Genomic DNA, 25,554 nt, shown 5'->3' with positions numbered 1-25,554 from the left:
CTCCTCAATCCTTGATGGTGCTGAACGCGATGCCTGTCGGGATGCCGGAACCCGGCATGTAATTCACCTGGTTCTGGGCCGTTAGATCAATGATGGACAGTGTGGATAATCCCCCGGACGCGGTCGGGTTGGCGACATAGAGGTAGTTTCCGACCGGATCCAGCGCGATGGTGTCCACGCCGAACAACTGGCTGGTGCCCCGCTTTGGAGGAATACCTATGCCCGTGTTGGGCGGGCGGCCGCCCCGGTAAGGCCCGTGGGAGCCCTGCGGACTCGTGTTCCTTGGCCGCTGATGGCAGTACGGGTCGAGATAGCCTCTCGGGGAGAAGCTCCAGACACTTCCGGCCGGCGGCTGCGGCGCGTCGCCCACTTCATCCACCCGCCAGTAATACGTCTGCCCAAAAGGATTCCCCGGGCCCGGCATGTAGTGAGGGCCGGGGAGGGCCCCCGGACCGATGTCGTCCAGAACCCAGCCGGTCACGGGTATCGAGGAGCGAGTGGGCCCGCTTGCCGGCGTGTCCAGCGAGCCGAACGGATTGACCGGCGGAGTATAAACCCAGAACTGCCCGGCGGGCGGCTGCGGGAATTCAGGCGGCTGGAAGGGAGGATGGAGGGAATCCTGATACGGCGGGTAGGGTTCCCCGATCACGACACCGCCGTCGCCTAAGTCGATAATAGCCAATCCTTTTAGTGGTTTTTTTGAGCGCGCCGGCCCGGGCGTGGGCGTGTCGATCGCGCCGAACGGATTGACCGGCGGCTGATACGTCCAGAACTGCCCGGCGGGCGGTTGGGGAGGGAGCCATACGCTCTGATGTTCCCCGAAGCTCCAGACGTCGCCGGCGGGTGGAGACGGCGCGTCGCTCACCTCGTCCACGCGCCAGTAGAACGACTGCTCGAGCTGCGATAAACTCAACGGATCAATGAACTGAATGGACTTGGTATTGGAATTGACGAACACGCCGATCGGTTCGTCGTCCAGGCCGGTCGGATCCATCCGCCGGACCGGGTCCGCGCCGGCGTACTGGTAGGGATTGAGCGCCTTGGGCCGGCGAATCTGTGGCCAGAGCGGTTCGGGCGACAGGAACCGGCCGAGCGCCGCGTCGTAGTAGCGCTCGCGCATCTGGTACAGCGCGCCGTTCCCTTCCCGGCGGACGCCCCACGCGCCGATGTACGTGAACGGCTGGCTGGACGCGCCCAGCCGCCCCGCGATCTGCCCGAACGGCGTGTACGCGTAGGCGTCCGTCACCGCGCCGGCCTCGTCCGTCAGGGCGACGGTAGAGCCGACGCGGTCGAAGTGCCCGTAGCGCGGCTTGTGGCCCGCGGCGACGTCAATCATGTAGAGCAGAACCCCGCGGGGCGTCCAGACGTAGTACCGCGCGAACGTCCCTGCCGTGTCGTTTCGCTCGGCGACGATCGGGGCCAGACCGAGACCGTGGTTGTAGTAGAACCGCGTCGAAGTCCCCGCTTCCGTCCGCGTGACAAGCCCGCCCAGTCCGTTGTAGGCCAGGCCCGCCCCGTCCGCGCCGGTCAGCCGCGAGGCGCCGTTCCAGGCAAACGTGTGTCCGGGTGCGTTGGTCAGCCTCCCCCGCGAGTCGTAGCGGTAGCCCGCCGAAGACGCCTGCGCGGCCGCGTCGTATGTCGTCCCCGTGACGAGCGTCGCCACGCCGCCGAAGGCCGCAACCGGCGCGGTGCTGACCAGGCCCGTTACCCGGCCCGCGAGGTCATATCCGTACCGGAGATCGATCAGCGACCCGTGGGCAATCCGCGCGACCTGGTCCGCGTCGTCGTACTCGTAGGTCGTGTGGACGCCGTTGCCGCGCGCGAGGCCCGTCAGCCGGGAATCGGCGTCGTACTGGAACGAGACCGACGCGCCGCTCAACGTGTCGCTCACGCCCGTGAGCAGGCCGCTCGCCGGGTCGTACGTGTAGTTCACCTGGAACGCCCCGTTGTCGTATCCCGCCGAGACCAGCCGGCCCGCGGCGTCGTAGGCCGCGGAGAACGCCCGGCCGTCGGCCGTGGAGACGGTGTTGGTGACTCGCCCCTCGGCGTCGCGCTGAACCGCGATGCCGTGGGCCCCCGCCCAGTCGCCCCGCCGGTCGTAGCTGAACCCGTAGCTCTCGCCGGTCGAGTGCACCGTGCCGGTGACCTGTCCCGCCGGGGCGTAGGACAGGTCCGCCCAGCTTTCATCGGTGAAGGTCACGCGCGTGACCTGGCCGCGTGCGTTGCGCGTGAAGCGGTTGGTCCGGCCCAGCGGGTCCGCCGCGAACAGCGCGGCCCCCATCGCCGAATAGCCGAATGTCCAGGCGTTGCTGTTGGGGTCCGTGAGACGGGTCAGCGCACCGAGCGCATCGTACTCGTACAGCGCCGGGGCCTGGCCGCTGCCCGCGGCGGAGGCGAGCCGGCCGCGGCTCTCGTACGCGAAGGTGGCCGAGAGGCCGAGGGGATCGGTCACTGCCGTGACCCGGCCCAGGCTGTCGCGCGTGACGGTGTGGCTCCGGCCCAGCGCGTCCACGAGCGCCGCGGGCCTCTGCAGCGCGTCGGGCACGATCCGATTCGACCGGCCCAGCGGCGTCACGGAACTCGTGGCGAAGCCCGACCCGTTGTAGGCCACGCGCCACGTGCGCCCCCCGACGGTGGCGGACACGCGCCGGCCCGCGGCGTCGTTGCTGTACACGGTCAGCACGCCCGCCGGATCGGTTGCCGCGACGAGCCGCCCGGCCGCGTCGTACTCGAAGCGCGTCGTGCCCCCGACCCGGTTCACCACGCTCGTCAGGCGGCCCGCGGCGTCGTAGACGTAGCGGGTCTGGTTGGAGTAGGGGTCCGTCGCCGCCGTCAGCCGCCCGTCGGTGTCGTAGTCGAACCGGCTCGTCCAGCCGTTCGCGTCGGTCACCGCGACGATCTCGTCGTTCGTGTTGTAGGCGAACGACACGGCCGCGCCGCCGGGCAGGAGGGTCTGGACCCGCCGGCGCGCCGCGTCGTAGCGGTTGGACACCGGCCCGGTGTCCGAGTCGCTGGCCGAGTCCGCCGTTCCATCGAGGTTATAGGCATACCGGGTCACGCCGCCGGCCGGGTTGGTGGCGGCGACGAGGCGGCCGAGCGCGTCGTAACCGTAGGACCACGCATTGGTGCCGCGGTCGGTATGCATGCGCACCCGGTCCATGGCGTCGTAGGCCCACGTCTCGTGCGTTCCGTCGGCGTGGTCGCGCTGCGCCGGTCGGCCGGATGTGTCGTACGTGAAGCGCGTGACCTGGGCCAGGGGATTCGTCACGGCCGTCAAGAGCCCCATCGGGCTGCGGCCGAACGTCCAGGCGTTGTTGTCGAAATCGGTCTGGCGGATGACCTGCCCCGCCGCATCACGCTCGATCGAGGCCGAAGCGCCGACGGGATTGGTCATGCTCACCGGTCGTCCCGCGGCGTCGTAGCCGAAGCTCATCTTGTTCCCGAGCGGATCGGCCGCGGAGACCAACCGGCCCATGGCGTCGTACGCCAGTGAGCTGGTGCGTGAGAGCGGGTCCACGATCTGCGTCGGAAGCCCCCGTGCGTCGCGCCGGTAAGTCACCGTATTTCCCAGCGGGGAGACCGTATTCGTGACCCGGCCGTCGGCATCGTAGCGGCGCTGCCGCGTCCGCCCGCCGCGGGACACGCTGGTCGGCCAGCCGCGCAAGTCGTAGCCGTACGTCGTCGTGCCGGCGGGATCGGTTTCCGTCGCGAGCCGGCCCATGGCGTCGTACGTCGCCGTCCGCAGGGGGCCGAGGTTGTCCGCCGTGTTCGTGCGGCGATCGAGCAAATCGGTCAGGTGAGTCAAAATGCGGCCCGCGGGATCGGTGTTCCCGGTCGGCACGCTGTTCGCATCGAACGCGAAAGCCGTCGCCTGCCCGTAGCCGTTGGTCGCCCGGGTGACCCGGTCCAGCGCGTCGAGCTCCAGCGATTCCGAGGCGCCGTCGGGATACGTGGACTTCGTCCGGCGCCGCAGGGCGTCGTAGCTGAAGGTCACGGGCCCCGCGTCGGTGTTGCTGGCCGACGCCAGCGTGCCGTCGGCGTTGTAGGCCCAGGCCTGGACCCCGCCGCGCGGGTTGACGAGCGTCAGCGGCTGGCCGCGGCTGTTGTACGTGATCCGCCAGGTGGCCCCGGCCCGGTCCACGTAGTTCGTGACGTTGCCGCGCCCGTCGCGATGGAACTGCTCCGTGGTCCCGTCGGGGTGGGTCACGCCGGTCAGGTCGCGGAACCGGAAGACCACGTTGCTCCCCGTCTCGCTGCTGGTAAAGGTTTGCTCGGTCCAGGCGTAGGTGAAAAGGGTGGTCCGGCCCCCGGCGTCCACGTATTCCGTGAGCCGGCGGCTGTCCTCCTCGTAGGCGAACGCCGTTTCGAAGCCCTGCCGGTCCACCAGGTTCGTGGGCACGTCGCGCAAGTGGTAACCTATGCGGAACGTGTTGCTGGCCTGGTCGGTGAATTCCGCGACCTGGCGCCGGTCGTAGTGCGTCTGCGCGAAGGTCCCCGAGGGATCGGTCACCTGGGTGACGCCGGTGGTCGGCGGCGTGTACGCGAAGGCCGAGTTGTTCCCGTACGCGTCGGCCTGCGCCACGACCTGGCCGTTGATGTCGTAGGTCTGCGTGTATGGGATGTTCCCGCGCGGGTACTGGATCGAAGTCATCAGCGCCTCGTTGAGGCCGATGTGGGAAAAGACCGGATCGTAGGCGTACTGCGTGGCCCCGCCCAGGGCGTTGGTGAAAGCGACGAGGTAGCCGTTCGTGTCCTGGCCGAATGACACGGCCCGCGCGCCGTCCGTCACGCCCACGAGGTTGCTGGCGGCATTGTACTCGAAGCGCAGGCTGCGCCCGAGGCCGTCCGTGACGTTGGTCACCCGCATGTCGGACCGCCGCTGGATGAGGAGGGCGTTGCCGTTGCGGTCCACGACCTCCTTGGCGTAGGACCGGGTTGTGGCGTCGAAGCGGTAGGCCCGCTCCCGCTCGGGATCGAGGAACCAGAAATCCGCGCCGTCGTACTTGAACTCGTAGGGGACGGGCTCCTGCTCGAAGTTGAGGGACCACGAGGAGGAACTGTTGCTGTAGACCTCGGTGAAATAGACCTGCTTGCCCCCCTCGGCGATGACGAACATGCTCCAGGAGGACGCCGGCTTGAACGCCTGCACCTCGAAGTTGTGCATCCAGTTCATGCCCAGCGCGCTGCCGATCGTGTCGAATCCCGGGTCGTTGAGCGCGGAGCCGTACCAGCGCGTGAAGCGCAGCGGCAGGGGACCGCCGAGGTCGAGGTCCGTGAGCGGCTCGAGGAAGTACTCGCCCGTGGCGGCGTTGACCGGCTCCCCCGCGGCGCCGCTGTTCCGCTTGGCGCCGCGCGTGTAGTTGCCCATCGCGGCCCACAGGTCGTAATCCGCGGAGATGTGATAGTTGGCATCGTAGGGGTCTTTGTTCACCTGCACGTAGTTGCGGATCCGCTGGCCGGTGTAGAGCGGCGTCGAAAGCTGGACATCGTACTGGGCCACGAAGATGTCGCCCTGGTTCATCGTGTGATTCCAGGCCACGTAGGTGTCCGTGCTCCCGCCGCTGTAGGGGATGCTCGGCATCGAGACGATGCTGCCGGGGACGTAGCCGGTGGAGGCCGCCGGCCGGCCGTCATTGATAACGACGTTATCGGCATTGCCGCCCGTGCGCTGGACGAGGATGTAGTAGCGGATCACGTCGCCGCAGCGGCAGGACGTCTCGCGGGACCACTTCTTAACAAGCCAGCCATTGGCCGCGTGTTCCGTCGCCGCGGAGGGGATGGGTCGCATGAGCAGAATGATCGCGGCGATTGTGCCCAGCCTGGTAAGCCTTCGCATGATGCACCTCCTATGAACACCGCCGTCGCTGATCCCCGGCCATTTCCGTCATCTCGCCCTTACAGGCTGAAGCATAACGAAGGAGCCGGGGCGGAGACAAGCTCCGGAAGTACTGACTTGATTTTTTTTCTCGTGCCGTTGGCGGGAAACCTGTACTATGTCCGTGAGGGGGCCATGTAACGGGGAGGTTTCTCCATGAGCGCGAATCCGGTGCGCCGGCTGTTGGCCGCGTTGATCTGCTCCTGGCCCGGCCTCGCCGCGGCCCAGGTTCCCGGCCTGGTGAACTACCAGGGCCGGCTGCTGAACGGCACGAACCTGTATAGCGGAACGATCTCGCCGATCTTCCGCCTCTACGTCCTGCCGGCGGGGGGCTTGCAGATTTATATCGAGCAGGATGTGAACGTCCCGGTCGCCGACGGGTTTTATTCCACGCTGCTCGGCGACAATCCCGTCGGCACGCCGCTCGCCGTGGCGCTGACCAATAACCCGGTGTACCTGGAGGTCGAGATCGGCGGGGTTCGCCTGTCGCCCCGCGAACGCATCGTGTCCGGCGGGCGCCCCCTGGGCCCGCTGGCCTATCGCGGCGGCGATGCTTTCGTAGTGGTGTCCGTGACCAACAACGAGGCGGTCAATGCGCTGAACCTGCTGGCGGCCTGCACCGCGGCCACGAACTTGCGGCCGCACGGATTGCCCTTGAGCGCCGTCAACCGGGCCGTCGTGCTGGTGCCGCCGGGCCGGTACCACCTGGGGACGGACCAACTCACCCTGTCCTGCGACTTCGTGGACCTGGTCGGACTTTCCTCGGCCCGCGAGGACCAGCACATCCGGGGCGCGTCGGACGGCGACAATACCGGCGTCCTGCGGCAGACCGCCGACAATGTGCGGATCGAGAACCTGTTTGTCGAATGTACCCGCGCCGGCGGCGGCACGGGCGGGGATAGCGCGGATCCCGCGGCCTATGTCCCCGATTCCAGCCTGTCCAATACGGTGGTGCGCAACTGCCGGTTCAAGGCGGTCGGCGAGGACGCGAGCTGGTCCATGCGGCTGGGCGTGGACTACGCCGGCATCTACGAGAACTGCGTCGCCGAGGATTACGCCTTCGGCGGCGGCCAGTTCGGGCGGGCCTCCGGCCTGTTCGTCGAGTGCGACGGCGGCGATTTCAGCTTCGGCAGCGGCTTCAGCGCCCAGGCCTCCGGCCGGTTCCGCCGGTGCACGGGGGGAAACGGCAGCTTCGGCGCCTTTTTCGGAACGGCGTCCGGGACTTTCGAGGATTGCACGGGCGGGGTCGGCAGCTTCGGCGGCGTCAACGCCTCGGCCTCGGGAACGTTCATCCGCTGCGCGGGGGAGGAGAACAGCTTTGGCGCCCTGGGCGGCAGCGCCGGCGGCGTCTTCCTGCATTGCTGGATGAAGGGGACCAACTGGACCGGCGGGCAGCTCTCCGGCCGCATGGAAGGCTGCCGCTGGGAGGCGCCGGTGATCGCCGCGTTGAGCGGCCGGGTGTTCAGGTCCGTGATCGAGGGCGTCTTCCGCGACGACTCGTATTTCGAGATCGGCGAGGCCAGCGTGACCGTCAAGCCCTGCCGGGACGAGGAACTGAACGGGCGGAACCTGCTGGCCGCGTATGTCCTGGCCACCAATCTCTGGCCGCACGGCCAGGCCCGGAGCGGCAGCAACCGCGTCGCGCTCCTCGTCTCGCCCGGCGTGTACAACCTGGGCTCGGAGGCGCTGCAGCTTACCGGGGAACACGTGGACGTGGTGGGCGTGTCCTCCGCCCGGGACGACCAGCGCCTCGTCGGCTCGGCGGACGTGGATTATTTCGGCGTGATTCTCCAATCGGCCTCCGACGTCCGGATCGAAAACCTCTTCGTGGAGTGCACGCGCAGTAACGGCATCGCCGGCGGTGATTTCAACGACCCGGCGGCGTATTTCCCGGAGTCCGGCCTTTCGAACACCGTGATCCGCAACTGCCGCTTCAAAGCCAACGACACGAATGCCTGGGCCATGCGCTGCGAGGTCGAGTACGCGGGGACCTACGAGGATTGCGTGGGCGGCGAAAACAGCTTCGGCGGGCCGGGCGGCCGGGCCTCGGGCGTGTTCCGGCGCTGCGAGGGCGGCGACTCCAGCTTCGGGTTCAGCGTGGGGGCCGAGGCCTCGGGAACCTTCGAGGACTGCGCCGGCGGCGACGCGAGCTTCGGCGCGTTCACCGACGCCCGCGGCACGTTCGACCGCTGCGCGGGCGGCAATTTCGCGTTCGGCGGCAGCGGCTACGCCACCGGCACCTACCGGAACTGCCGGAGCGGCGGCGCCGGCTTCGGTGGCTGGGGCGGCATCGCCGGGGGGACCTTCCTCCACTGCATCGGTGGGGATACCTGCTTCGGGAGCCGCGCCGGGATGGCCTCCGGTTTCTTTCTCAATTGCGTGGCGGAGGATGACAGCTTCGGCAGCCATCTCGGCAGCTACGCGTCGGGGACCTTCATCAACTGCCATGCCGGCGCCATGTCGTTCGGCATGGACGGACACTGCTCGGGCACGTTCATCAACTGCCGCGGCGGGTTACGCTCGTTCGGGGGCAACGACGACGACATCACGGGGAGCCTGTTCCACTGCTGGATGGACTCCGACACGTGGCGCGGTCAGTTCGGCGGGCGGATGGAGGGCTGCCGGTGGGGCGCCGGGATCATGGTCGCCGACGGGGCGGTGATTTACGACTCCACAGTCGCCGGCGCGGTCACCAACTCCGGATCGGGTTCCTGCCGGATCGCCCACGTCCGGTGCCAGGCCCTGGACCTGGGGCCCATGGTCAACGCGATCGCCACGCCGTACAACGTCGTGGACGCGGACGTGGAATAAAGGCCCGGCCTACTTCCCGCCCGCCAGCGGCATGTACGCGTCGCGGGTGTAGTCGCGCAGCATCCGCGCGGCGCTGAACTCGGGGATGATGGTGGCCATGGCCTCTTTCATCATCGCCACCCAGTCCGCCGGGACGCCCTTCTGGCGATGGCCGTAGAAGGCGGGGACGATCTCGTTTTCCAGGATATGGTAGAACGAGGTCGAGTCCTCGTAGTCCTGCATGTCCTCGTTGTCGAAGTAGCGGCCGGCGTTGATGGTCCAGCCGTTGCGCCCGTTGGCGGCCTCGGGCCACCAGCCGTCGGAGATGCTCACGTTCAACGCGCCGTTCATCGCGGCTTTCATCCCGCTGGTGCCGCTGGCCTCGCGCGGGCGGCGCGGGGTGTTCAGCCAGATTTCCACGCCCTGGACCATGTGCCGCGCGATGCGGATGTCGTAGTCCTCGACGAAGAAGATGTGGCCGCGCAGGTCGGAGTGGAACGCGATGTTGTAGATGTGCCGGACGAGATCCTGGCCCGGCTGGTCGGCCGGGTGCGCCTTGCCGGAGAACAGGATGTGCACCGGGCGCTCGGGATTCGTCAGGATCGCGCGCAGCCGGTTGTAATCGCGGAAGATCAGCGCCGCGCGCTTGTACGTGGCGAAGCGCCGCGCGAACCCGATCAGCAGCACCTTGGAATCGAGCATCCGCTCCACCTCGCGCATCTCGTCCGGGCTGTTGCCGTGCCGGGCGAACTGCTCGACCAGCCGGTGGCGGAGCAGCCGGATCAGGCGCTCCTTCTGGTGGATATGGGCCGCCCACAGATCGTCGTCGCGGATCTTCTTCACGCCCTGCCAGAATTCAGGGTCGCAGCACCGGTCCTGCCAGCCGTGGCCGAGGGATTCCTCGACCAGCTCGCGGATGTCGTGCCCGAGCCAGGTCGCCACGTGGACGCCGTTGGTGATCGCCTTGATCGGCTGGCTGTCGTGCGGCGCCTGCGGGAACAGGTGCCGCCACATGTCGTTGGACACGTCCCCGTGCAGCCGGCTGACGCCGTTGGCGTACGAGCTCATCCGGATCGCCAGGGCCGTCAGGTTGAACGGCTGGCCCCCGCCGCCGGGATAGGCCTTGCCCAGTTCCAGGAGCCGGTCCATGGCCACGCCCATGCCCTTGGCGTGCGGGCCGAGGTACTTCTCGACCAGGTCCATGTCGAACGCCTCGTTGCCCGCCGGGACGGGCGTGTGCGTGGTGAACATCGTGTCCTTGCGGATGGTGTTCATCGCGTCGTCCCAGGTCCGGCCGGCCTTCATCAGCTCGCGCAGGCGCTCGAACAGCAGGAAGGCCGAGTGCCCCTCGTTCATGTGCCACACGGCGGGCTTGATCTTCATCTCGCGCAGGATGCGCGCGCCGCCGACGCCGAGGAGCAACTCCTGGCAGAAGCGCATCTCGCGGCCGCGGACGTAGAGCTGCGAGGTGATCGGCCGGTCGGCCATCTCGTTCTCCGTGATGTCCGTGTCCAGCAGGTACAGCTTCACGCGGCCGACGGTGAGCTGCCAGACGCGGGCCTTGATCTCGCGGCCCGGGAACTCGACGCCGATCAGGAGGTTGCGGCCGCTGGCCGTGTGCACCGGGCGCACGGGCATGCGGTAGAAGTCGGTCTCGTTGAAGAGGTGGTGCTGCCGCCCGTCGTTGTCGATGTTCTGGCGGAAGTACCCGTGGCGGTACAACAGGCCGATGCCGATGAACGGCAGGCCCATGTCGCTGGCCGCCTTCGCGTGGTCGCCGGAGAGCACCCCGAGGCCGCCGCAGTAGATGCCCAGGCTCTCGTGCAGGCCGAACTCCGTGCTGAAGTAGGCCACCGGCCCGCCCTTGTAGTCGGGGAAGGCCTTCTTGAACGGCGTCTCCGACTCGGGATCCATGTACCGATCGAACTCGCGGATCACCCGGCGGTATTCCGACATGAACGCGCCGCCGTCGGCCAGCAGCGTCTGCCAGTGGTGCGGCTCGATGTCGATCAGCAGCTGGACGGGGTTGCGGTACAACGCCCACAGCGGCGGGCTGATGTTGCTGAACATCGCCCGCGCCCGCGGCGTCCACGACCACCACAGGTTATAAGCCAGCTCGCGCAGCCGGGAAAATTCCTCCGGCATCCGTATGTCCGGCATGGAAGTCGGTTCAAAAGCCATGGCGCAACCCTTTCGTAGAGCGTTTCGGCAATTCTGCCCTGCGTCGAATGCGCGGTAGGTTAGGACCTGCGTTCCGGAGTGCAAGCCGAAAGTGCGCCGCCCCCTCCAAAAAAACATTGCACCGGAACCGCCATCGGCATACAAAACCCGCCACACCCCCCCGGACCGGGGGCGAATACAACCATAGGGAGAACATACCGTGCAACGATTCGTCGGATCTTTGATCGTGAGCCTGTGCCTCGCGGCGTCCGCCTCCGCCGTCATGCTCCAGGAAGGCACCCAGGAAATCCAGGTGGACGGCAGCTTTGACTTCGAGGGCGCGGGCGGCTCCGTGCTCGACCTCGGCCTCGGCTGGGGTTACTTCGTCACCGATTTCGTCGAGGCCGGCGTGCGCGGCGACGTCTTCTTGAGCGATCCCGGCGACAGCTACTCCATCGGCGGGTTCGGTGAGTACCACTTCGACATCGAGACCATCACGGTCCCGTACATGGGCGGCGCGATTTCCCTCCTGATGACCGATGTCAATAACGGCGACGACACCACCGCGCTCGTCTTCAGCGGCATGGCCGGCGCGAAGATCTACCTCGTCGAAAACGTCGCCCTGGACATCCACGCGACCCTGTCGCTGGCCACGGACGATGTCTACATCGCCGACGACGAACTGACCAACTGGGACGTGGGCCTCCACATGGGCCTGCGGTTCTACTATTGATCGTCGCACCGGCCGGCGTCGCGGAGTTCCGCCCTCCAGGTTGACCCGCCTGGAGGGTCGAGCTCCCGCGAGACCGAAGGGCGGATACCCATGACCGCCGCCCGCTGGGAGCACTTCGAGCACCAGGCCGACATCGGCCTGCGCGGCCGCGGCGGCACGCTGGACGACGCCTTCGCGCGGATCGCGCTCGCGCTCACCGCCGTCGTCACCGATCCCGAAAGCGTCCGGGCCGAGCGGCCCGTGGAAATCCGCTGTTCGGCGCTCGACCCCGAATCCCTCCTCGTGGACTGGCTCAACGCCCTCGTCTACGAGATGGCCGCCCGCCGCATGCTCTTCTCCCGCTTCGAGGTCTGCCTGGAAAAGAATGACTTGCGCGCCACGGCCTGGGGCGAGAGCATCGAGCCGGACCGGCACCGCCCCGCCGTTGAGGTCAAGGCCGCCACGTACCATGGCCTCAAGGTGGAGCGTCAACCCGGTGGCGACTGGCTGGTCCAGTGCGTGGTGGATGTATAAGAAGTGGAAGCTGGACGTTGAAACCATGAAGCTTTCCCGTTTCACCCGCATCTCCGCCTCCGAATGGCGCCTCGAGCCTTCCGGCCCGATGCGCGTGCCGGGCGTGATCTTCGCGGACGAAACGCTCCTGGCGGAAATGGACGACAAGGTGGCCGAACAGGTCGCGAACGTCGCCGCGCTGCCCGGGATCGTGCAGGCATCCTACGCCATGCCCGACGCCCACTGGGGCTATGGGTTCCCCATCGGCGGCGTGGCGGCCTTCGACGCGGACCGGGGCGGCGTGGTTTCCTGCGGCGGCGTGGGCTTCGATATCTCCTGCGGCGTAAGGACTCACCTGACCGGCTTGGTACGCGATCAAGTGCTGCGCGTCCGGGAGCGCCTGGCCGACGCGCTGTTCCACAAGGTCCCCGCCGGCGTCGGCAGCACGGGTCATGTCCGCCTGAACGATCAGCGGATGCGCGAAATGCTCACCGGCGGCGCGCGCTGGGCCGTGAAACAGGGGTTCGGGACGGACCATGACCTGGAGCGCATCGAGTCCCGGGGCGCCGTCGCGGACGCACGGCCGGAGGACGTCTCCGACCGCGCGCGCCAGCGGCAGGAAGAGGAGATGGGCACGCTGGGCTCGGGCAATCATTACCTCGAAGTCCAGGAAATCCGGGAGATTTACGACGAGGCCGCGGCGGCCGCCTTCGGCCTGCGGAAGGGCGAGACGGTGGTCAGCATCCACTGCGGCTCGCGCGGGCTGGGCCACCAGGTTGCAACCGATTACTCGAAGCGCATGCTGGACGCCGCGCGCCGGCACGGCTTGAGTCTGCCCGACCGCGAGCTGGCCTGCGCGCCGATCCGGTCGCCCGACGGGCAGGCCTACCTCGGCGCCATGCGCGCCGCGATCCACTGCGCCCTCGCCAACCGGCAGATCCTCGGCCACCTTGTCCGTCAGGCCTTCCGGTCGATCTTCGGCGAAATGGAAATGCCGCTGCTCTACGACGTGTCGCACAACACCTGCCGCGAGGAGACGCACGAGGTGGACGGGGCCGCGCGGACGTTGTTCGTCCACCGGAAGGGCGCGACGGGCGCGCTCGGGCCGGGCCATCCGGAACTGCCGGATGACCTGCGCGCCGCGGGCCAGCCGGTCCTGGTCGGCGGGACGATGGGCACGGCTTCCTGGATTCTCGCGGGCACGCGCGAGGGCGCGGGCCGCGCCTTCGCCTCCGCCTGCCACGGCGCCGGGCGGCAGATGAGCCGCACCCAGGCGACGAAGCAGTGGCAGGGGCGGGAGGTCGTGGACGACCTTGCCGGCCGCGGCATCCTGGTCCGGTGCCGCTCGATGCGGGGCGTCGCGGAAGAGGCGCCCGGCGCCTACAAGGACGTCAGCCGGGTGATCGAGGCCACCGAAGCCGCCGGCCTCGCGCGCAAGGTCGCGCGGCTGGCACCGATGATCTGCATCAAGGGCTAAATTCGAAATCCGAATATCGAAATTCGAAATAAAGCCGAAGCACGAATATCCAAATGGCCGAAACAGATTTTCGATCATTTCGGCGATTGGATCGTTTGAAATTGTTTCGGATTTCGACATTCGATATTCGGATTTTGTCTGCTTTGCCGAGGTGCTCTCTTTTGCTAAACTAAAAATATGCCGATCCACAACGCCGATATTTCGGCGGTTTTCACGGAGATCGCCGACCTGCTCGATATCCAGGGAGAGAATCCGTTCCGGATCCGCGCCTACCGCAACGCCGCACGCACGGTCCAGGACCTTGGCCGCGAGCTGCGCGACATGGTCGGTGCCGGCGAGGATCTGAAAAAACTGCAGGGCATCGGGGACGACCTCGCCGAGAAGATCATCGAGCTGGTCCAGACCGGCGCCTGTACCGCCCTCACCAAGCTGCGCTCCCGGTTCCCGCCCGGTGTCACCGACCTGCTCCGCATCCCGGGCCTAGGCCCCAAGCGGGTCAAGGTCCTGTACGGCGACCTCAAGATCGAATCGCTCGCCCAGCTCGAGGCCGCCGCGCGCGAGGGGAAGATCCGCGATTTGCCCGGCTTCGGCGAGAAGACGGAGCAGAACATCCTGCAGGCGATCCAGGTCAAGGCCGACACCGGCCGCCGGTTCCTCCTGGCCCACGCGCGGACCTACGCCGAGTCGCTGACCGCCTACCTGGAGAAGCTGCCGGGCGCGGGCCGGGTGACCGTCGCGGGCAGCTTCCGGCGCGGCCGCGAGACGGTCGGCGACCTGGACATCCTGGTCACCGCCGAGTCCGCCGGGACGATCATGGACGCCTTCGTCGCGTACGACGAGGTCGCCCAGGTTCTGGCCCACGGCGACACGAAGTCCGCCGTCGTTCTCCGCTCGGGCATCCAGGTGGACCTGCGCGTGGTCGAGGAGAAGAGCTACGGCGCCGCGCTGCACTATTTCACCGGCAGCAAGGCCCACAACATCGCCGTGCGGAAGCTCGGCCAGCAGCTCGACCTGAAGGTCAACGAGTACGGCGTCTTCCGCGGGGAGGAATACCTCGCCGGCCGCACGGAGAAGGATGTATATGCCGCCGTCGGCCTGCCGTTCATCCCGCCCGAGCTGCGCGAGGACGCGGGCGAGATCGAGGCCGCGCGCGAGGGGCGGCTGCCGAAACTGGTCGAGCTGAAGCACCTGCGCGGCGACCTGCACATGCATACCGACGCGACCGACGGCAAGAACACGCTGCGCGAGATGGCCCTCGCCGCGAAGGGGCGCGGTTACGAGTATATCGCCATCACCGACCATTCCCCGCGCCTGAAGATGATCGGCGGCCTGGACGAGCGGAAGCTGGCGCGGCAGGCGGACGCGATCCGGGAATTGAACAACGAGTTCGACGGCTTCACGATCCTGCGCGGGATCGAGGTGGATATCCTCGAGGACGGCTCGCTCGACCTGCCGGACGCGGTCCTCGCGACGCTCGATCTCGTGATCGGCTCGATCCACAGCCACTTCAAGCTGCCGGCCGCGAAGCAGGCCGAGCGGGTGCGCAAGGCCATGGACCGGCCGCACTTCACCATGCTGGCGCATCCGACCGGCCGGCTGCTTCTCGAGCGCGAGCCGATAGACATCGACCTTCCCCGTATCATCCGCCACGCGGCGGAGCGGGGCTGCTTCATCGAGCTCAACGCCCACCCGCTGCGGCTCGACCTCGACGACACGTTCTGCCGGATGGCGAGGGAGGCGGGCGTGCTGGTGGGCATCAACACCGACGCCCACGGCATCCCGGAACTCGATCACCTGCGCTACGGCGTCGGCCAGGCCCGCCGCGGCTGGCTGGAGAAGAAGGACGTCCTTAACACCCGGACCTTGAAACAGCTCCGCCCGCTGCTGGCCAGAACGATGGGGCGGTGAAAACAGATTCAACGTCCAACGCTCAACGCCCAACTTCCAATCCGTTGGACGTCGGCTGTTGGAAGTTGGGTGTTGAGCGTTGATGCCCCTCTTGCCTTGCCGCCGGGCTGCTGTAGAATCCGGCCGTGTTTCGTGACCGGCAGGAGGCGGGGGAGCGGTTGGCGGAGCGCCTGGCGGCGTACGCCGGGCGTCGGCCGCTGTGCCTGGGCATTCCGCGGGGCGGGGTGGTGCTGGCCGCGGCGATCGCGGACGCACTGGGCGGCGAGGTGGACGTCGTGCTGGTCCACAAGCTCGGCGCGCCCGGCCAGCCGGAGTTCGCCGTGGGCGCCGTGGACGAGGAGGGGCGGGTGACGATTTCCGACTCCGCGCGGCGGCTGGGGATCAACGAGCCCTATCTCCGGCACGAGGCGGCAGTGCAATGGGACCGCCTGAAGCAGCGCCGGGCGCTGTACACGCCGGTCCGGCCGCCGGTCCCGGTCGAGGGCCGGGAGGTGATCGTCGCGGACGACGGGCTCGCCACGGGCGCGACGATGCTCGCCGCGCTGTAGGCGCTCCGCCCGCGCGGGCCCGCGCGGCTGGTCGCCGCGACGGCCGTGGCGCCGTCGGATACGCTGGAGAAGGTGGCGGCGCTGGCGGACGAAACGGTCTGCCTCGAGGTGCCGGACGTGTTTTTCGCGGTGGGCCAGTTCTTCAGGAATTTCGACCAGGTGGAGGATGACGAGGTGACAACCCTTCTTCGCAAGCAGCCCCCGACGGGGGCCCCGTGAGCAGGCCGGCGCTCGCGGCGGTGATCTTTGATTTCGACGGCGTGATCGCGGACACGGAGCCGCTGCACTTCGAGGCCTTCCGGAGCCTTGCGGCCCCGCTCGGCATCGAGCTGGCGTGGGAGGCGTACCGGGCGAGGTACATGGGCTTCGACGACCGGGACGCGTTCCGCGCCCTGTTCCGGGATGCTGGCCGGCCGCTGGCGGAGGAGGAACTGGCCGGGCTGATCGACGCCAAGGCGGCGGCGTTCGCGAAGCTGGCCGAGGGCCAGGGCGTCGAGCCCTATCCCGGCGTCGTCCCCCTGATCGGGGCGCTCGCGGGCCGCGTGCCGCTGGCCTTGTGCAGCGGGGCGCTCCGGTCCGATGTCCACCCGATCCTGGAGCGGGCCGGGCTCAAGGCCTGTTTCGCCGTCATGGTGACCGCGGAGGACGTGGCCGTGAGCAAGCCGGACCCGGAGTGCTACCGCGAAGCGCTGCGCCGCCTGGCCGCGCGGTTCCCCGGGCGGGCGTTCCCGGCCTCGCGCGCCGTCGCCATCGAGGACACGCCCGCCGGTATCGCGGCGGCCCGGGGCGCCGGGCTGAAGGTCCTGGCGGTGCGGACGACGCACGCGCACGGCTCGCTGGCAGTGGCCGACCGCGTGGAGGACTCGCTTCAGAATCTGGCCGTGGAGGACCTGGAGGCGTTGGCCCGGGTTTGAACGTGGCGTCTGCGGGGTTGTCTTTTTATCCTGCCGACGGTAAGGTGACGGCTCGATGGCAATCCGGAGGATGGGATGATGAACCACGCGATCAAGATGGCGGGCGCCCTGGCAATCCTGGCGGGTCTGGCCCTGGCGCAGGAGCCGGCCGGTAATCCGTACTACGTGGACGGCATGCTGGTGGACCAGTACAAGGAGGCGGACCCGGGGGCATCCCCCGCGCTCCCGGCAAGCCCGATGTCCCTGCGTGACACGCCGGCCCCCGAGCCTTCCGTCCGTCCGTCCGTCGCGCCCCCGGCCCCCGCGGCCGGCGTGGCCCTGCCGCCGGCGGGAAAAGCCCTGGAGCACCTGCGCGCCGCCAACGTATTTGCCGAAAAGAAAGATTGGGCCAAGGCCCTCGACGAGGTCCAGAAGGGCCTGGAAATCGATCCCCAGAACGGGTTGCTCTTGCGGCGCGGGGCGGCGATCGCGGCGCTGGCCAAGAACTACACCGCGGCGGACGACTACTACCGCCGGCTGCTGATGGCCGACCCGAGCAGCGTAGTGTTTATGAACGGCCGCGCCTCGGTTTTGCTCCGGCTGAAACAGTTTGTGCCGGCGCAGGTCCTGACGGATCGCGCGTTGGAGTTGCAACCCGGCGACCTGTTGGCGCGGTTCAACAGGCTTCTGGTCAAGGCGGCCCGGGGCGAGTCGCTCCAGGGCGAGTCGTGGGCCGACCTGTTTACGTTCGACGTGGCGCAGGTGGCGAACTGGCTGGACGCGGACCGGGCGGACTTTCTCCTCCTCATGCCGGAAGAGCAGTTCTACCTGGTGTGCGACACGGTCCTCGGGCCCGGCCTGGGCGTCAAGTTGCCCGACGTTGTGGCGATCCTGCGCCGGCTCGGCCAGGCCGAGCGGCTGCAGCAGTGGGACAAGGTCTTGGCTATACTGGAAGAGAGCCGCGCGATGGGCCTGCAGGCGCTGGGCCTGGAAATGGACCGCGCCCGGGCCATCATGGAGCAGGGCGACCGGGAGCAGGCGCGGACCATCATGAAGGACTTGAGCGAGCGGTTCCCGGAGACGGCCCAGGTCCTCTACAATTACGCGTACACCCTCGTCGAGGACGGGGAGTACAAGGCGGCGCTGGAGTTACTGGACCGCGCCTTCGCGAAGATGCCGAAACACCCGCAGATCGTGTTCGCGCGCGCCTGCATGCTGGCCGAGAACGGCCGACTCGACGAGGCCTGGCCGATCCTGACCGGCCTGATCCGGGACTATCCCGCGGAGACCCGCACCTGGCTGCAGGAGGAAGACCCCTATCTCGCCAAGATCAAGGCCGATCCGCGGTACCCGGAATTGCTGGCGACGCGCGTTCCCCGGCGGCGTTCGGCGGAACAGGAACAATAGAAAAAGAGGAGAACCATCATGAAGCGCATGCTGGTCGGTTGTCTGTCCCTTTTCGCCGCGGCCTGGGCCCGGGCCGCGGGCCCTACGATTTCGCTGCTGGCCGTCGGCGACCTGGACCCGGCGATGGCGGAGCGCGTACGCGCCTTCGCGCAGGAGAACCTCGCCCTGCCGGTCCGGCTGCTCGAGCCGCGCGAAGCGAAGCCGGCCGCCAGCCTTCACGAGATCGGCGAGGCCGCGGCGCAGTCCATCGGCGAGGAGGACGCCTGCCTGGTGGTCCTGGCCGTGCCTTTGGAGGAGCTCCCGAATCACGGCACGCAGTTGCCCGGCCAGCGGACGGCCGTGGTCAACGCCCGCCTGCTGAAACCGGAGGGCGGTGACGAGGAACAGTACGGGCGGCGGCTCGAGCGGGAAGTGATGATGAGCATCGGTCTGCTCCTGGGCCTGGAGACTTGCCCCAATCCCCAGTGCGCGATGTGGCTGTACGCCAACAACGAGGAACTGGACATGAAGGGCCGGAACTACTGCCCGCCCTGCCTCGACCGCGCGCAAAAGCTGGCCGTCGAAAAAGGCCTGCCGATCGTCACCGAGTCCCCGTTCGCTCCGGCGCCGGCCGAGCCGGAGCCGGAAGAGCCCGGCGCGCCGGAACCGATCGCGGAAACCCCCTGATCCGCCGGGCCGCCCATGCTGGATATCCGGACCATCCGTGAGCGCGAGGCCGACGTGCGCCGCGCCCTCGACCTGCGCGGCGTCGGCGTGGACCTCGACGCGGTCCTCGCGCTCGACCGCGACCGCCGCAACGGCCTGACCGAGGTCGAGCAACTCAAGAACCAGCGCAACGTCCTTTCCAAGGAGATCGGCGCCCTGAAGAAGGCCGGCCAGGATACCGCCGCCCGCCAGGCCGAGGTGCGCTCCATGGGCGACCGCATCGCGGAGCTGGACCGGGTCGTCCGCGAGGCCGAGGAGAAGCTGAACAACGCCCTGCTGTTCATGCCCAACCTGCCGCACCCCGCCGTCCCGCCCGGCCATGACGCCACGCAGAACCGCGAGGTGCGCCGCCACGGCACTCCGCGCGAGTTCGACTTCGAGCCCCGGCCGCACTGGGAACTGGGCGGAAAGCTGGGGCTGTTCGACCTCGAGCGCGGGGCGCGCATGAGCGGCGCCGGCTTCCCGCTCTTCACAGGGCGCGGCGCCCGCCTCGAGCGCGGGCTGATCCAGTTCATGCTCGACCTGCACACCACGCAGCACGGCTACCGCGAGATCGCGCCGCCTTTCCTGTGCAACGCCGCGTCCATGACCGGCACCGGCCAGCTCCCGAAGCTCGCCGAGGATATGTACCACGTCGCGTCGGACGACCTCTACCTGATCCCGACCGCGGAAGTGCCCGTGACGAACTTCTACCGCGAGGAGATCATCCGTGACCCGCTGCCGGTCAAGCTGACGGCCTACTCCGCCTGCTTCCGCCGCGAGGCGGGGGCGGCCGGGCGCGACACCCGCGGGCTCATCCGCGTGCACCAGTTCGACAAGGTCGAGCTGGTCAAGTTCGTCGAACCCGAGACGTCGGACGCGGAACTCGAGACGCTGCTCGCGGACGCCGAGGACGTGCTCCGGCGGCTGGGCCTGGTCTACCGGGTCCTGGAGTTGTGCGCGGGCGACTTGAGCTTTGCCTCGTGCCACACCTACGACATCGAGCTCTGGGCCCCGGCCCAGAAGGCGTGGCTGGAGGTGTCCTCGTGCAGCAACTTCGGCGACTTCCAGGCCCGCCGGGCCGGGATTCGCTACCGGAACGCCGAGGGCAAGGTGAACTTCGTGCACACGCTCAACGGCTCGGGCGTGGCCCTGCCGCGCCTCGTCGTGGCCCTCCTGGAGAACGGCCAGCGCGCCGACGGCTCGGTCGTCCTGCCCGAGGCCCTGCACCCGTACCTGGGCGGGCTGACGGTTCTGGATTGACCCCGCCGCCGGCGGGGCCGAGGATTCCGCCGTGCTTCAGAACATTCAACGCACGATCCGCCGGCACGGCCTGGTGCAGCCCGGCGAGCACCTGCTCCTCGCCGTCTCCGGCGGGGCGGATTCCACGGCCCTGGCCGCGGCGCTGGCGGAATGGCGGCCGCGTCTGAAACTCAAGCTGACCCTGGCCCACCTGAACCACGGCATGCGCGGCGCCGACGCCGACGCCGACGCGGAATTCGTCCGGCGGCTGGCCCGGCGGCTGCGCGCCGGTTTCGTCCTGGGCCGGGCGGACGTCCCCGGCCTGTCGCGGAAAAAGGGCATATCCATCGAAATGGCCGCCCGCGAGGCGCGGTATGATTTCCTGGCGCGCGCGGCCCGGCGGGCCGGCGCGGACGCGATTGCCACGGCGCACACGGCCGACGACCAGGCCGAGACGGTGCTGCTGCGGCTGGCTCGGGGAGCCGGGCCGCAGGGGTTGGCGGGCATCCCGTGCCGGGCGGAACACGGCGGGATGCCGGTGATCCGGCCGATGCTGGATGTGACCCGCGCGCAGGTGGAGGCGTTCCTGAAGCGGCGGGGCCTCGCATGGAGAGAAGACGCCACCAATCGCAATCCGGAGCACCTCCGGAATCGTGTCCGGCACGAGATCCTGCCGCTGCTCGCGGCGCGGTTGAATCCGCGCCTGCGCAAGGCCTTGTGCCGTCTGGCCGAGATTTCCGGCGAGGAGAACCGGTGGATGGAGCGGGAGGCAGACCGCCTTGGGTTTTCCGGTTCGGCGGCGGTTCTGTCTGAAATGCCGGTGTCCCTGGCGCGCCGGGCGCTCCGGGCGTGGCTGGGTAAAACGGGTGTTCCGCCCGATTTGCTCGATTTCGAAGCCGTCGAGCGCGTCCGGGCGCTGGCGGAGCGTCGGCGGGGCGGGGGATCGGTGCCGCTGCCCGGCGGGTGGCGGGTGGTCCGCGAGGCCGGGGAACTGCGGGTCCTGAAGGCCGGACGCGCGGGGCCGTCTTCTTTTTCGACGCGGTTGAAAATTCCCGGCGTCACCGCCTTGGAGAGCGGCTGGCGGGTGCGGGTGGAACGCGGCCGCGGTTTTTCGGTCCCGGCGGTCGGCGGGAACCTGGAAGCCTGGTTGGATGCCGCGCGGGCGGGGCGCTCGCCGCTGATCGCCCGCTCATGGAAAGCAGGCGACCGGATTCGTCCCTTCGGCCTGACGGGCTCCAAGAAACTGCAGGATCTTTTCACCGACCTGAAGATGCCGAGGGAAGCGCGCGCGGGCGTGCCGGTGCTCGAGTGCCGCGGGGAGATCGTATGGGTGCCGGGCGGCCGCGTCTCGCGGGACTGGGCCGTGCCCGGCCCGCGCGCGCCGTCCTTGCGTCTTCACGCCACGCCGCCCCGCTCCTGAACTGAAACAAATCCATTCACGGCCGTGAACGATTTTGTTGCAGCCGCCCGCTGCGGAGGGGGGCAAAAAAAACCGTTTTTTCCTTTGCCAAACGGGGGATGGGCCGCCATTATTCGAGACCGCAGCGGGGCAACCGGCGTGGAACCGGCCGTTTATGCAACAAGGATGACGGATAAAGGAGGATAGGGTCATGCTGCTGGGCATCGAGGATCCGTGGGTCTGGCTGGCGTACATCCTGTGCATCGCCAGCACGGTACTGTGCGTGGTGTGGGGCGTTCTCCGGTGGAACCGCGAGGACACCGTGGTGGAGCCCGAGGCGGAAGTCCGCCACTGGGCAGAGGAAGAGGACAAGGTCGAGGAAGAGCTGTAAGGCTCACGGAGGAACCCCCATGCAATCCATGTGGATGACCATTGCGGTTATTATTTACCTGTTCGGCGTCGGCTACCTGGGCTACCGCGGCTACCGTTCGACCCACACGGCGTCCGACTACATGGTGGCCGGCCGACGGATTCACCCGTACGTCATGGCGATGAGTTACGGCGCGACGTTCATCAGCACCTCCGCCATCGTCGGCTTCGGCGGCGCCGCCGGGGTGTTCGGCATGGGCCTGCTGTGGCTCACGTTCCTGAACATCTTCTTCGGCATCTTCGTGGCCTTCGTCTTCTTCGGCGGGCGCACCCGGCAGATGGGCCTGCGGCTGGACGCCCACACGTTCCCCGAATTGCTCGGCCGCCGTTTCGATTCGCATTTCCTGCAGGGGGCCGCGGCGGTGATCATCTTCGTGTTCATGCCGCTCTATGCCTCGGCCGTGCTGATCGGCGCGGCGAAGTACCTGGGCGAACAACTGGGCATCTCCTACGAGACCGCCCTCTTCATCTTCTCCATCATCATCGCCCTCTACGTGATCATGGGCGGCATCAAGGGCGTGATGTACACCGACGCGCTCCAGGGCACGATCATGCTGCTGGGCATGATCGTCCTGATCGTCCTGACCTACAGCGCCCTCGGCGGGGTCGCGCCCGCCCACCGGGAGTTGAGTTCGCTGGCCCACCTGGTGCCCGAAAAACTGGCCAAGGGCGGGCACCTGGGCTGGACCGCGATGCCGAAATTCGGCTCGCCGCTCTGGTGGACGCTGGTCAGCACCATCGTCATGGGCGTCGGCATCGGCGTGCTGGCCATGCCCCAGCTTGCGGTGCGGTACATGACGGTCAAAAGCAACAAGGAACTCAACCGCGCCGTGCCGGTCGGCGGGGTGTTCATTCTCATGATGACGGGCGTGGCCTTCGTGGTCGGCGCCCTGACGAACGTGTATTTCTTCAGGACCGCCGGCAAGGTGTCCATCGCGGCCGCGGCGGGCGACGTGGAGGCGATCATCCCGATGTACGTCAAGCAGGCCATGCCGGGGTGGTTCTCCATCTTGTTCATGCTCGCGCTGCTCTCCGCGGCGATGAGCACCTTGAGTAGCCAGTTCCACGCCATGGGCACCTCGCTGGGCCGCGACCTGGTCGAGCAGGCCGTGCGGAAGGGCAAGGGCAAGGGCGGCGTGCTGGCCACGCGCCTGGGCATCCTGATCGGCATCCTGTTGAGCGTCTGGCTGGGCTACGAGCTGGAGAAGCAGTTCGGCAAGGAGGGCACGGCCATCGTCGCGCGCGGGACGGCGATTTTCTTCGGCCTCTGCGCCTGCGCCTTCCTGCCGATGTACGTCGGCGCGCTGTGGACCCGGGCGATCACCAAGGCCGGCGCGATCGCCGGGATGCTCTCCGGCGCCGTTTCCAGCTTGCTCTGGATGGTGTTCGTCCACGAGAAGGAATCCACCGCGCTGCTGTTGTGCAACAAGCTCTTCGGCGTGCGCTCGCTGGCGATCCGGATGGTCGAGGGCCCGGAGGCCGGGGCGATGGTCGAGCAGTTCGTGAAGCACGGCTCGCTCATCTGGGCCTTCGTGGACCCGCTGTTCATCGGCCTGCCGATCGCGATCGTCGTGACCGTCGTGGTCTCGCTGTTGTCGCGGAAATTCGCCGACGAGCATCTGGCCCGGTGCTTCGGCGCGCCCGCGAAACCCGCCGGCTGATCCGGAGAGAGAGGAGAGACATGGCCCCCGTGTGGATGACCGTCGTCGTCCTGGTGTACCTGTTTGCGATCGGGTACCTCGGGTTCCGCGGCTACGCGGCGACCCGGGGCGCGACCGACTACCTGATCGGCGGGCGGCGGATTCATCCCTACGTGATGGCCATGAGCTACGGGGCGACGTTCATCAGCACGTCCGCCATCGTCGGGTTCGGCGGGGTGGCGGCGGTGTACGGCATGGGGCTGCTGTGGCTGGTGTTCCTGAACATCTTCTTCGGCATCTTCATCGCGTTCGTCGCCTTCGGCGCGCGGACCCGCCAGATGGGGCTGCGGCTGGACGCCCACACGTTCCCCGAGTTCCTCGGGCGGCGCTTCCGGTCGCGGTTCATCCAGGGCTCCAGCGGGCTGCTCATCTTCCTGCTCATGCCGCTCTACACGGCGGCCGTGATGATGGGCGCGGCGAAGTATCTGGCGCAGCAGCTCGGGATCGGCTACGAGACGGCGCTGTTCCTCTTCTCGGTCGTGATCGGCCTCTACGTGATCATGGGCGGGATCAAGGGCGTGATGTATACCGACGCGCTCCAGGGCACGATCATGCTGGCCGGCATGACCGCCCTGCTGGTGCTGACCTACGTCAAACTCGGGGGCTTTGCGAGCGTCCACGCGGAGCTGTCCTCCATGACCCCGCTGGTGCCCGAGAAGCTGATCGCCGCCGGGCACCGGGGCTGGACGAGCATGCCGGCCTTCGGCTCGCCCTGGTGGTGGACCCTCGTCAGCACCATCATGCTCGGCGTCGGCCTCGGCGTGCTGGCCCAGCCGCAGCTCGCGGTGCGCTACATGACCGTCAAGAGCGGACGCGAGATCAACCGCGCCGTGCCCATCGGCGGCGTGTTCATCCTCCTGACCGTCGGCGTCGCCTACGTCGTCGGCGCCCTGACGAACATCCATTTCCAGCGGACGGCGGGCAAGATCGCCATCGCGGCCGCGGGCGGCGACGTGGAGCGGATCATCCCGCTCTACATCACCGAGTCCCTGCCCGGCTGGTTCTCCCTGCTCTTCATGCTCACCCTGCTCTCGGCGGCCATGAGCACCATCAGCAGCCAGCTCCACGCCATGGGCACCGCGATCGGGCGGGACCTTTACGAACAGGGGCTCCGGCACGGCCGCGGCGGGGGCGGCGTGATCGCGACGCGCGTCGGCGTGCTGGCCGGGCTCCTGGCGAGCGTGTGGCTGGGCTACGAGCTCGAGAAGCAGTTCGGCAAGTCGGGCACCGAGATCGTGGCGCGCGGCACGGCGATCTTCTTCGGTTTCTGCGCCTGCGCCTTCCTGCCGATGTACCTGGGCGCGCTGTGGAGCCGCGCGATCACGCGGGCCGGCGCCATCGCCGGCATGCTGGTCGGCGCCGTCGCCAGCCTGGCCTGGATGACCTTTGTCCACGAGAAGGCCTCCACCGCCCTGCTGCTGTGCCAGAAGCTGTTCGGCGTCCGGTCGCTGGGCGTGTACCTGGTGGACGGCGTCGAGAAGTTTCATCGCGCGGGGCCGGTGATCTGGGCGTTCGTCGATCCCATGATCATCGGGTTCCCCCTGGCCGTGATCGTCACCGTGGCGGTCTCCGCGTTCACCGCGAAGCCGCCGAAGGAGCACCTGGATATGTGTTTCGGGCCGCCGGGAGTAGTGCCGGCCCCGTAAAAAGGAAAAGGAGAGCAAGAATGAAGACATCGGTACGCATGCTGTAGTGCGTCCTGCTGGCCCTGGTCGTCGCGTGGACGGCGGAGCCCGCGTGGGCGGCGAAGAAGAAGAAAGCCAAGAAGACCGACGAGCCCGCGAAGACCGAGGCGGTGGCCAAGACGGAACAGGCGG

General features: G+C 68.2%; 15 protein-coding genes and 1 pseudogene. 14 read left to right on the top strand and 2 right to left on the bottom strand.

The features are described from left to right. Positions 1 to 4 precede the first annotated feature (4 nt). On the bottom strand, positions 5 to 5,836 hold the full coding sequence (locus tag KA248_11935) for a hypothetical protein (protein MBP7830616.1): 5,832 nt from the start codon (positions 5,834 to 5,836) through the stop codon (positions 5 to 7). Positions 5,837 to 6,031: 195 nt separating this feature from the next. Between KA248_11935 and KA248_11930 the strand changes: the two genes are divergently transcribed. After that, the gene (locus KA248_11930) at positions 6,032 to 8,686 is read left to right on the top strand and encodes a hypothetical protein (protein MBP7830615.1); all 2,655 of its coding nucleotides are present in this window, start codon (positions 6,032 to 6,034) and stop codon (positions 8,684 to 8,686) included. Positions 8,687 to 8,695: 9 nt separating this feature from the next. Here KA248_11930 and glgP read toward each other — a convergent pair whose 3' ends face one another. Further along, complete coding sequence (glgP, locus tag KA248_11925) at positions 8,696 to 10,846, bottom strand: alpha-glucan family phosphorylase (protein ID MBP7830614.1); 2,151 nt, start codon at positions 10,844 to 10,846, stop codon at positions 8,696 to 8,698. Between the two features lie 226 nt (positions 10,847 to 11,072). On the opposite strand from glgP, the gene KA248_11920 reads away from it, so the two are divergent. The 13 genes and pseudogenes from KA248_11920 (at position 11,073) to KA248_11860 (ending at position 25,383) form a co-directional block, all read left to right on the top strand. Next, entirely contained in the window at positions 11,073 to 11,558 is a 486-nt protein-coding gene (locus KA248_11920) for a hypothetical protein (protein MBP7830613.1), read from the top strand. A 90-nt stretch (positions 11,559 to 11,648) separates the two neighbouring features. Further along, positions 11,649 to 12,071 (top strand): archease, encoded by a 423-nt coding sequence (locus tag KA248_11915; protein MBP7830612.1) that lies wholly within the window; start codon positions 11,649 to 11,651, stop codon positions 12,069 to 12,071. A 25-nt stretch (positions 12,072 to 12,096) separates the two neighbouring features. Continuing rightward, positions 12,097 to 13,527, top strand: coding sequence for an RtcB family protein (locus tag KA248_11910; GenBank protein MBP7830611.1), 1,431 nt, complete (start codon positions 12,097 to 12,099; stop codon positions 13,525 to 13,527). Between the two features lie 177 nt (positions 13,528 to 13,704). After that, entirely contained in the window at positions 13,705 to 15,435 is a 1,731-nt protein-coding gene (polX, locus tag KA248_11905) for a DNA polymerase/3'-5' exonuclease PolX (GenBank protein ID MBP7830610.1), read from the top strand. A gap of 125 nt (positions 15,436 to 15,560) precedes the next feature. After that, a pseudogene (locus KA248_11900) lies at positions 15,561 to 16,202 on the top strand (phosphoribosyltransferase). After that, a complete protein-coding gene (locus KA248_11895; protein MBP7830609.1) occupies positions 16,199 to 16,897 on the top strand; it encodes an HAD family phosphatase in 699 nt (232 codons plus the stop codon). The pseudogene KA248_11900 and the gene KA248_11895 overlap by 4 nt, the downstream one beginning before the upstream one ends. A gap of 78 nt (positions 16,898 to 16,975) precedes the next feature. Further along, positions 16,976 to 18,283, top strand: coding sequence for a tetratricopeptide repeat protein (locus KA248_11890; GenBank protein MBP7830608.1), 1,308 nt, complete (start codon positions 16,976 to 16,978; stop codon positions 18,281 to 18,283). Between the two features lie 18 nt (positions 18,284 to 18,301). Further along, entirely contained in the window at positions 18,302 to 18,949 is a 648-nt protein-coding gene (locus KA248_11885; GenBank protein ID MBP7830607.1) for a hypothetical protein, read from the top strand. A gap of 15 nt (positions 18,950 to 18,964) precedes the next feature. Next, complete coding sequence (gene serS / locus KA248_11880; GenBank protein ID MBP7830606.1) at positions 18,965 to 20,230, top strand: serine--tRNA ligase; 1,266 nt, start codon at positions 18,965 to 18,967, stop codon at positions 20,228 to 20,230. A gap of 31 nt (positions 20,231 to 20,261) precedes the next feature. Then, positions 20,262 to 21,629: a tRNA lysidine(34) synthetase TilS gene (gene tilS / locus KA248_11875; protein MBP7830605.1), complete on the top strand. Its 1,368-nt coding sequence runs from the start codon at positions 20,262 to 20,264 to the stop codon at positions 21,627 to 21,629. A 190-nt stretch (positions 21,630 to 21,819) separates the two neighbouring features. Then, the gene (locus tag KA248_11870) at positions 21,820 to 21,999 is read left to right on the top strand and encodes a hypothetical protein (protein ID MBP7830604.1); all 180 of its coding nucleotides are present in this window, start codon (positions 21,820 to 21,822) and stop codon (positions 21,997 to 21,999) included. A gap of 19 nt (positions 22,000 to 22,018) precedes the next feature. Next, positions 22,019 to 23,698: a sodium:solute symporter family protein gene (locus KA248_11865; GenBank protein MBP7830603.1), complete on the top strand. Its 1,680-nt coding sequence runs from the start codon at positions 22,019 to 22,021 to the stop codon at positions 23,696 to 23,698. Between the two features lie 20 nt (positions 23,699 to 23,718). Continuing rightward, on the top strand, positions 23,719 to 25,383 hold the full coding sequence (locus tag KA248_11860) for a sodium:solute symporter family protein (GenBank protein MBP7830602.1): 1,665 nt from the start codon (positions 23,719 to 23,721) through the stop codon (positions 25,381 to 25,383). Positions 25,384 to 25,554: the final 171 nt, after the last annotated feature.

The organism is Kiritimatiellia bacterium (assembly GCA_018001225.1).
Lineage (GTDB): Bacteria > Verrucomicrobiota > Kiritimatiellia > CAIQIC01 > JAGNIJ01 > JAGNIJ01.
Note: the sequence above shows the minus strand (reverse complement) of the source record. Positions and strands in the feature narration are given on the sequence as shown.

Bases quoted from the DNA above. Each gene is read 5' to 3' on its own strand.
- KA248_11935 (MBP7830616.1), bottom strand. From the start codon at position 5,836: ATGCGAAGGCTTACCAGGCTGGGCACAATCGCCGCGATCATTCTGCTC.
- KA248_11930 (MBP7830615.1), top strand. From the start codon at position 6,032: ATGAGCGCGAATCCGGTGCGCCGGCTGTTGGCCGCGTTGATCTGCTCC.
- glgP (MBP7830614.1), bottom strand. From the start codon at position 10,846: ATGGCTTTTGAACCGACTTCCATGCCGGACATACGGATGCCGGAGGAA.
- KA248_11915 (MBP7830612.1), top strand. From the start codon at position 11,649: ATGACCGCCGCCCGCTGGGAGCACTTCGAGCACCAGGCCGACATCGGC.
- KA248_11910 (MBP7830611.1), top strand. From the start codon at position 12,097: ATGAAGCTTTCCCGTTTCACCCGCATCTCCGCCTCCGAATGGCGCCTC.
- polX (MBP7830610.1), top strand. From the start codon at position 13,705: ATGCCGATCCACAACGCCGATATTTCGGCGGTTTTCACGGAGATCGCC.
- KA248_11890 (MBP7830608.1), top strand. From the start codon at position 16,976: ATGAACCACGCGATCAAGATGGCGGGCGCCCTGGCAATCCTGGCGGGT.
- KA248_11885 (MBP7830607.1), top strand. From the start codon at position 18,302: ATGAAGCGCATGCTGGTCGGTTGTCTGTCCCTTTTCGCCGCGGCCTGG.
- serS (MBP7830606.1), top strand. From the start codon at position 18,965: ATGCTGGATATCCGGACCATCCGTGAGCGCGAGGCCGACGTGCGCCGC.
- KA248_11870 (MBP7830604.1), top strand. From the start codon at position 21,820: ATGCTGCTGGGCATCGAGGATCCGTGGGTCTGGCTGGCGTACATCCTG.
- KA248_11865 (MBP7830603.1), top strand. From the start codon at position 22,019: ATGCAATCCATGTGGATGACCATTGCGGTTATTATTTACCTGTTCGGC.
- KA248_11860 (MBP7830602.1), top strand. From the start codon at position 23,719: ATGGCCCCCGTGTGGATGACCGTCGTCGTCCTGGTGTACCTGTTTGCG.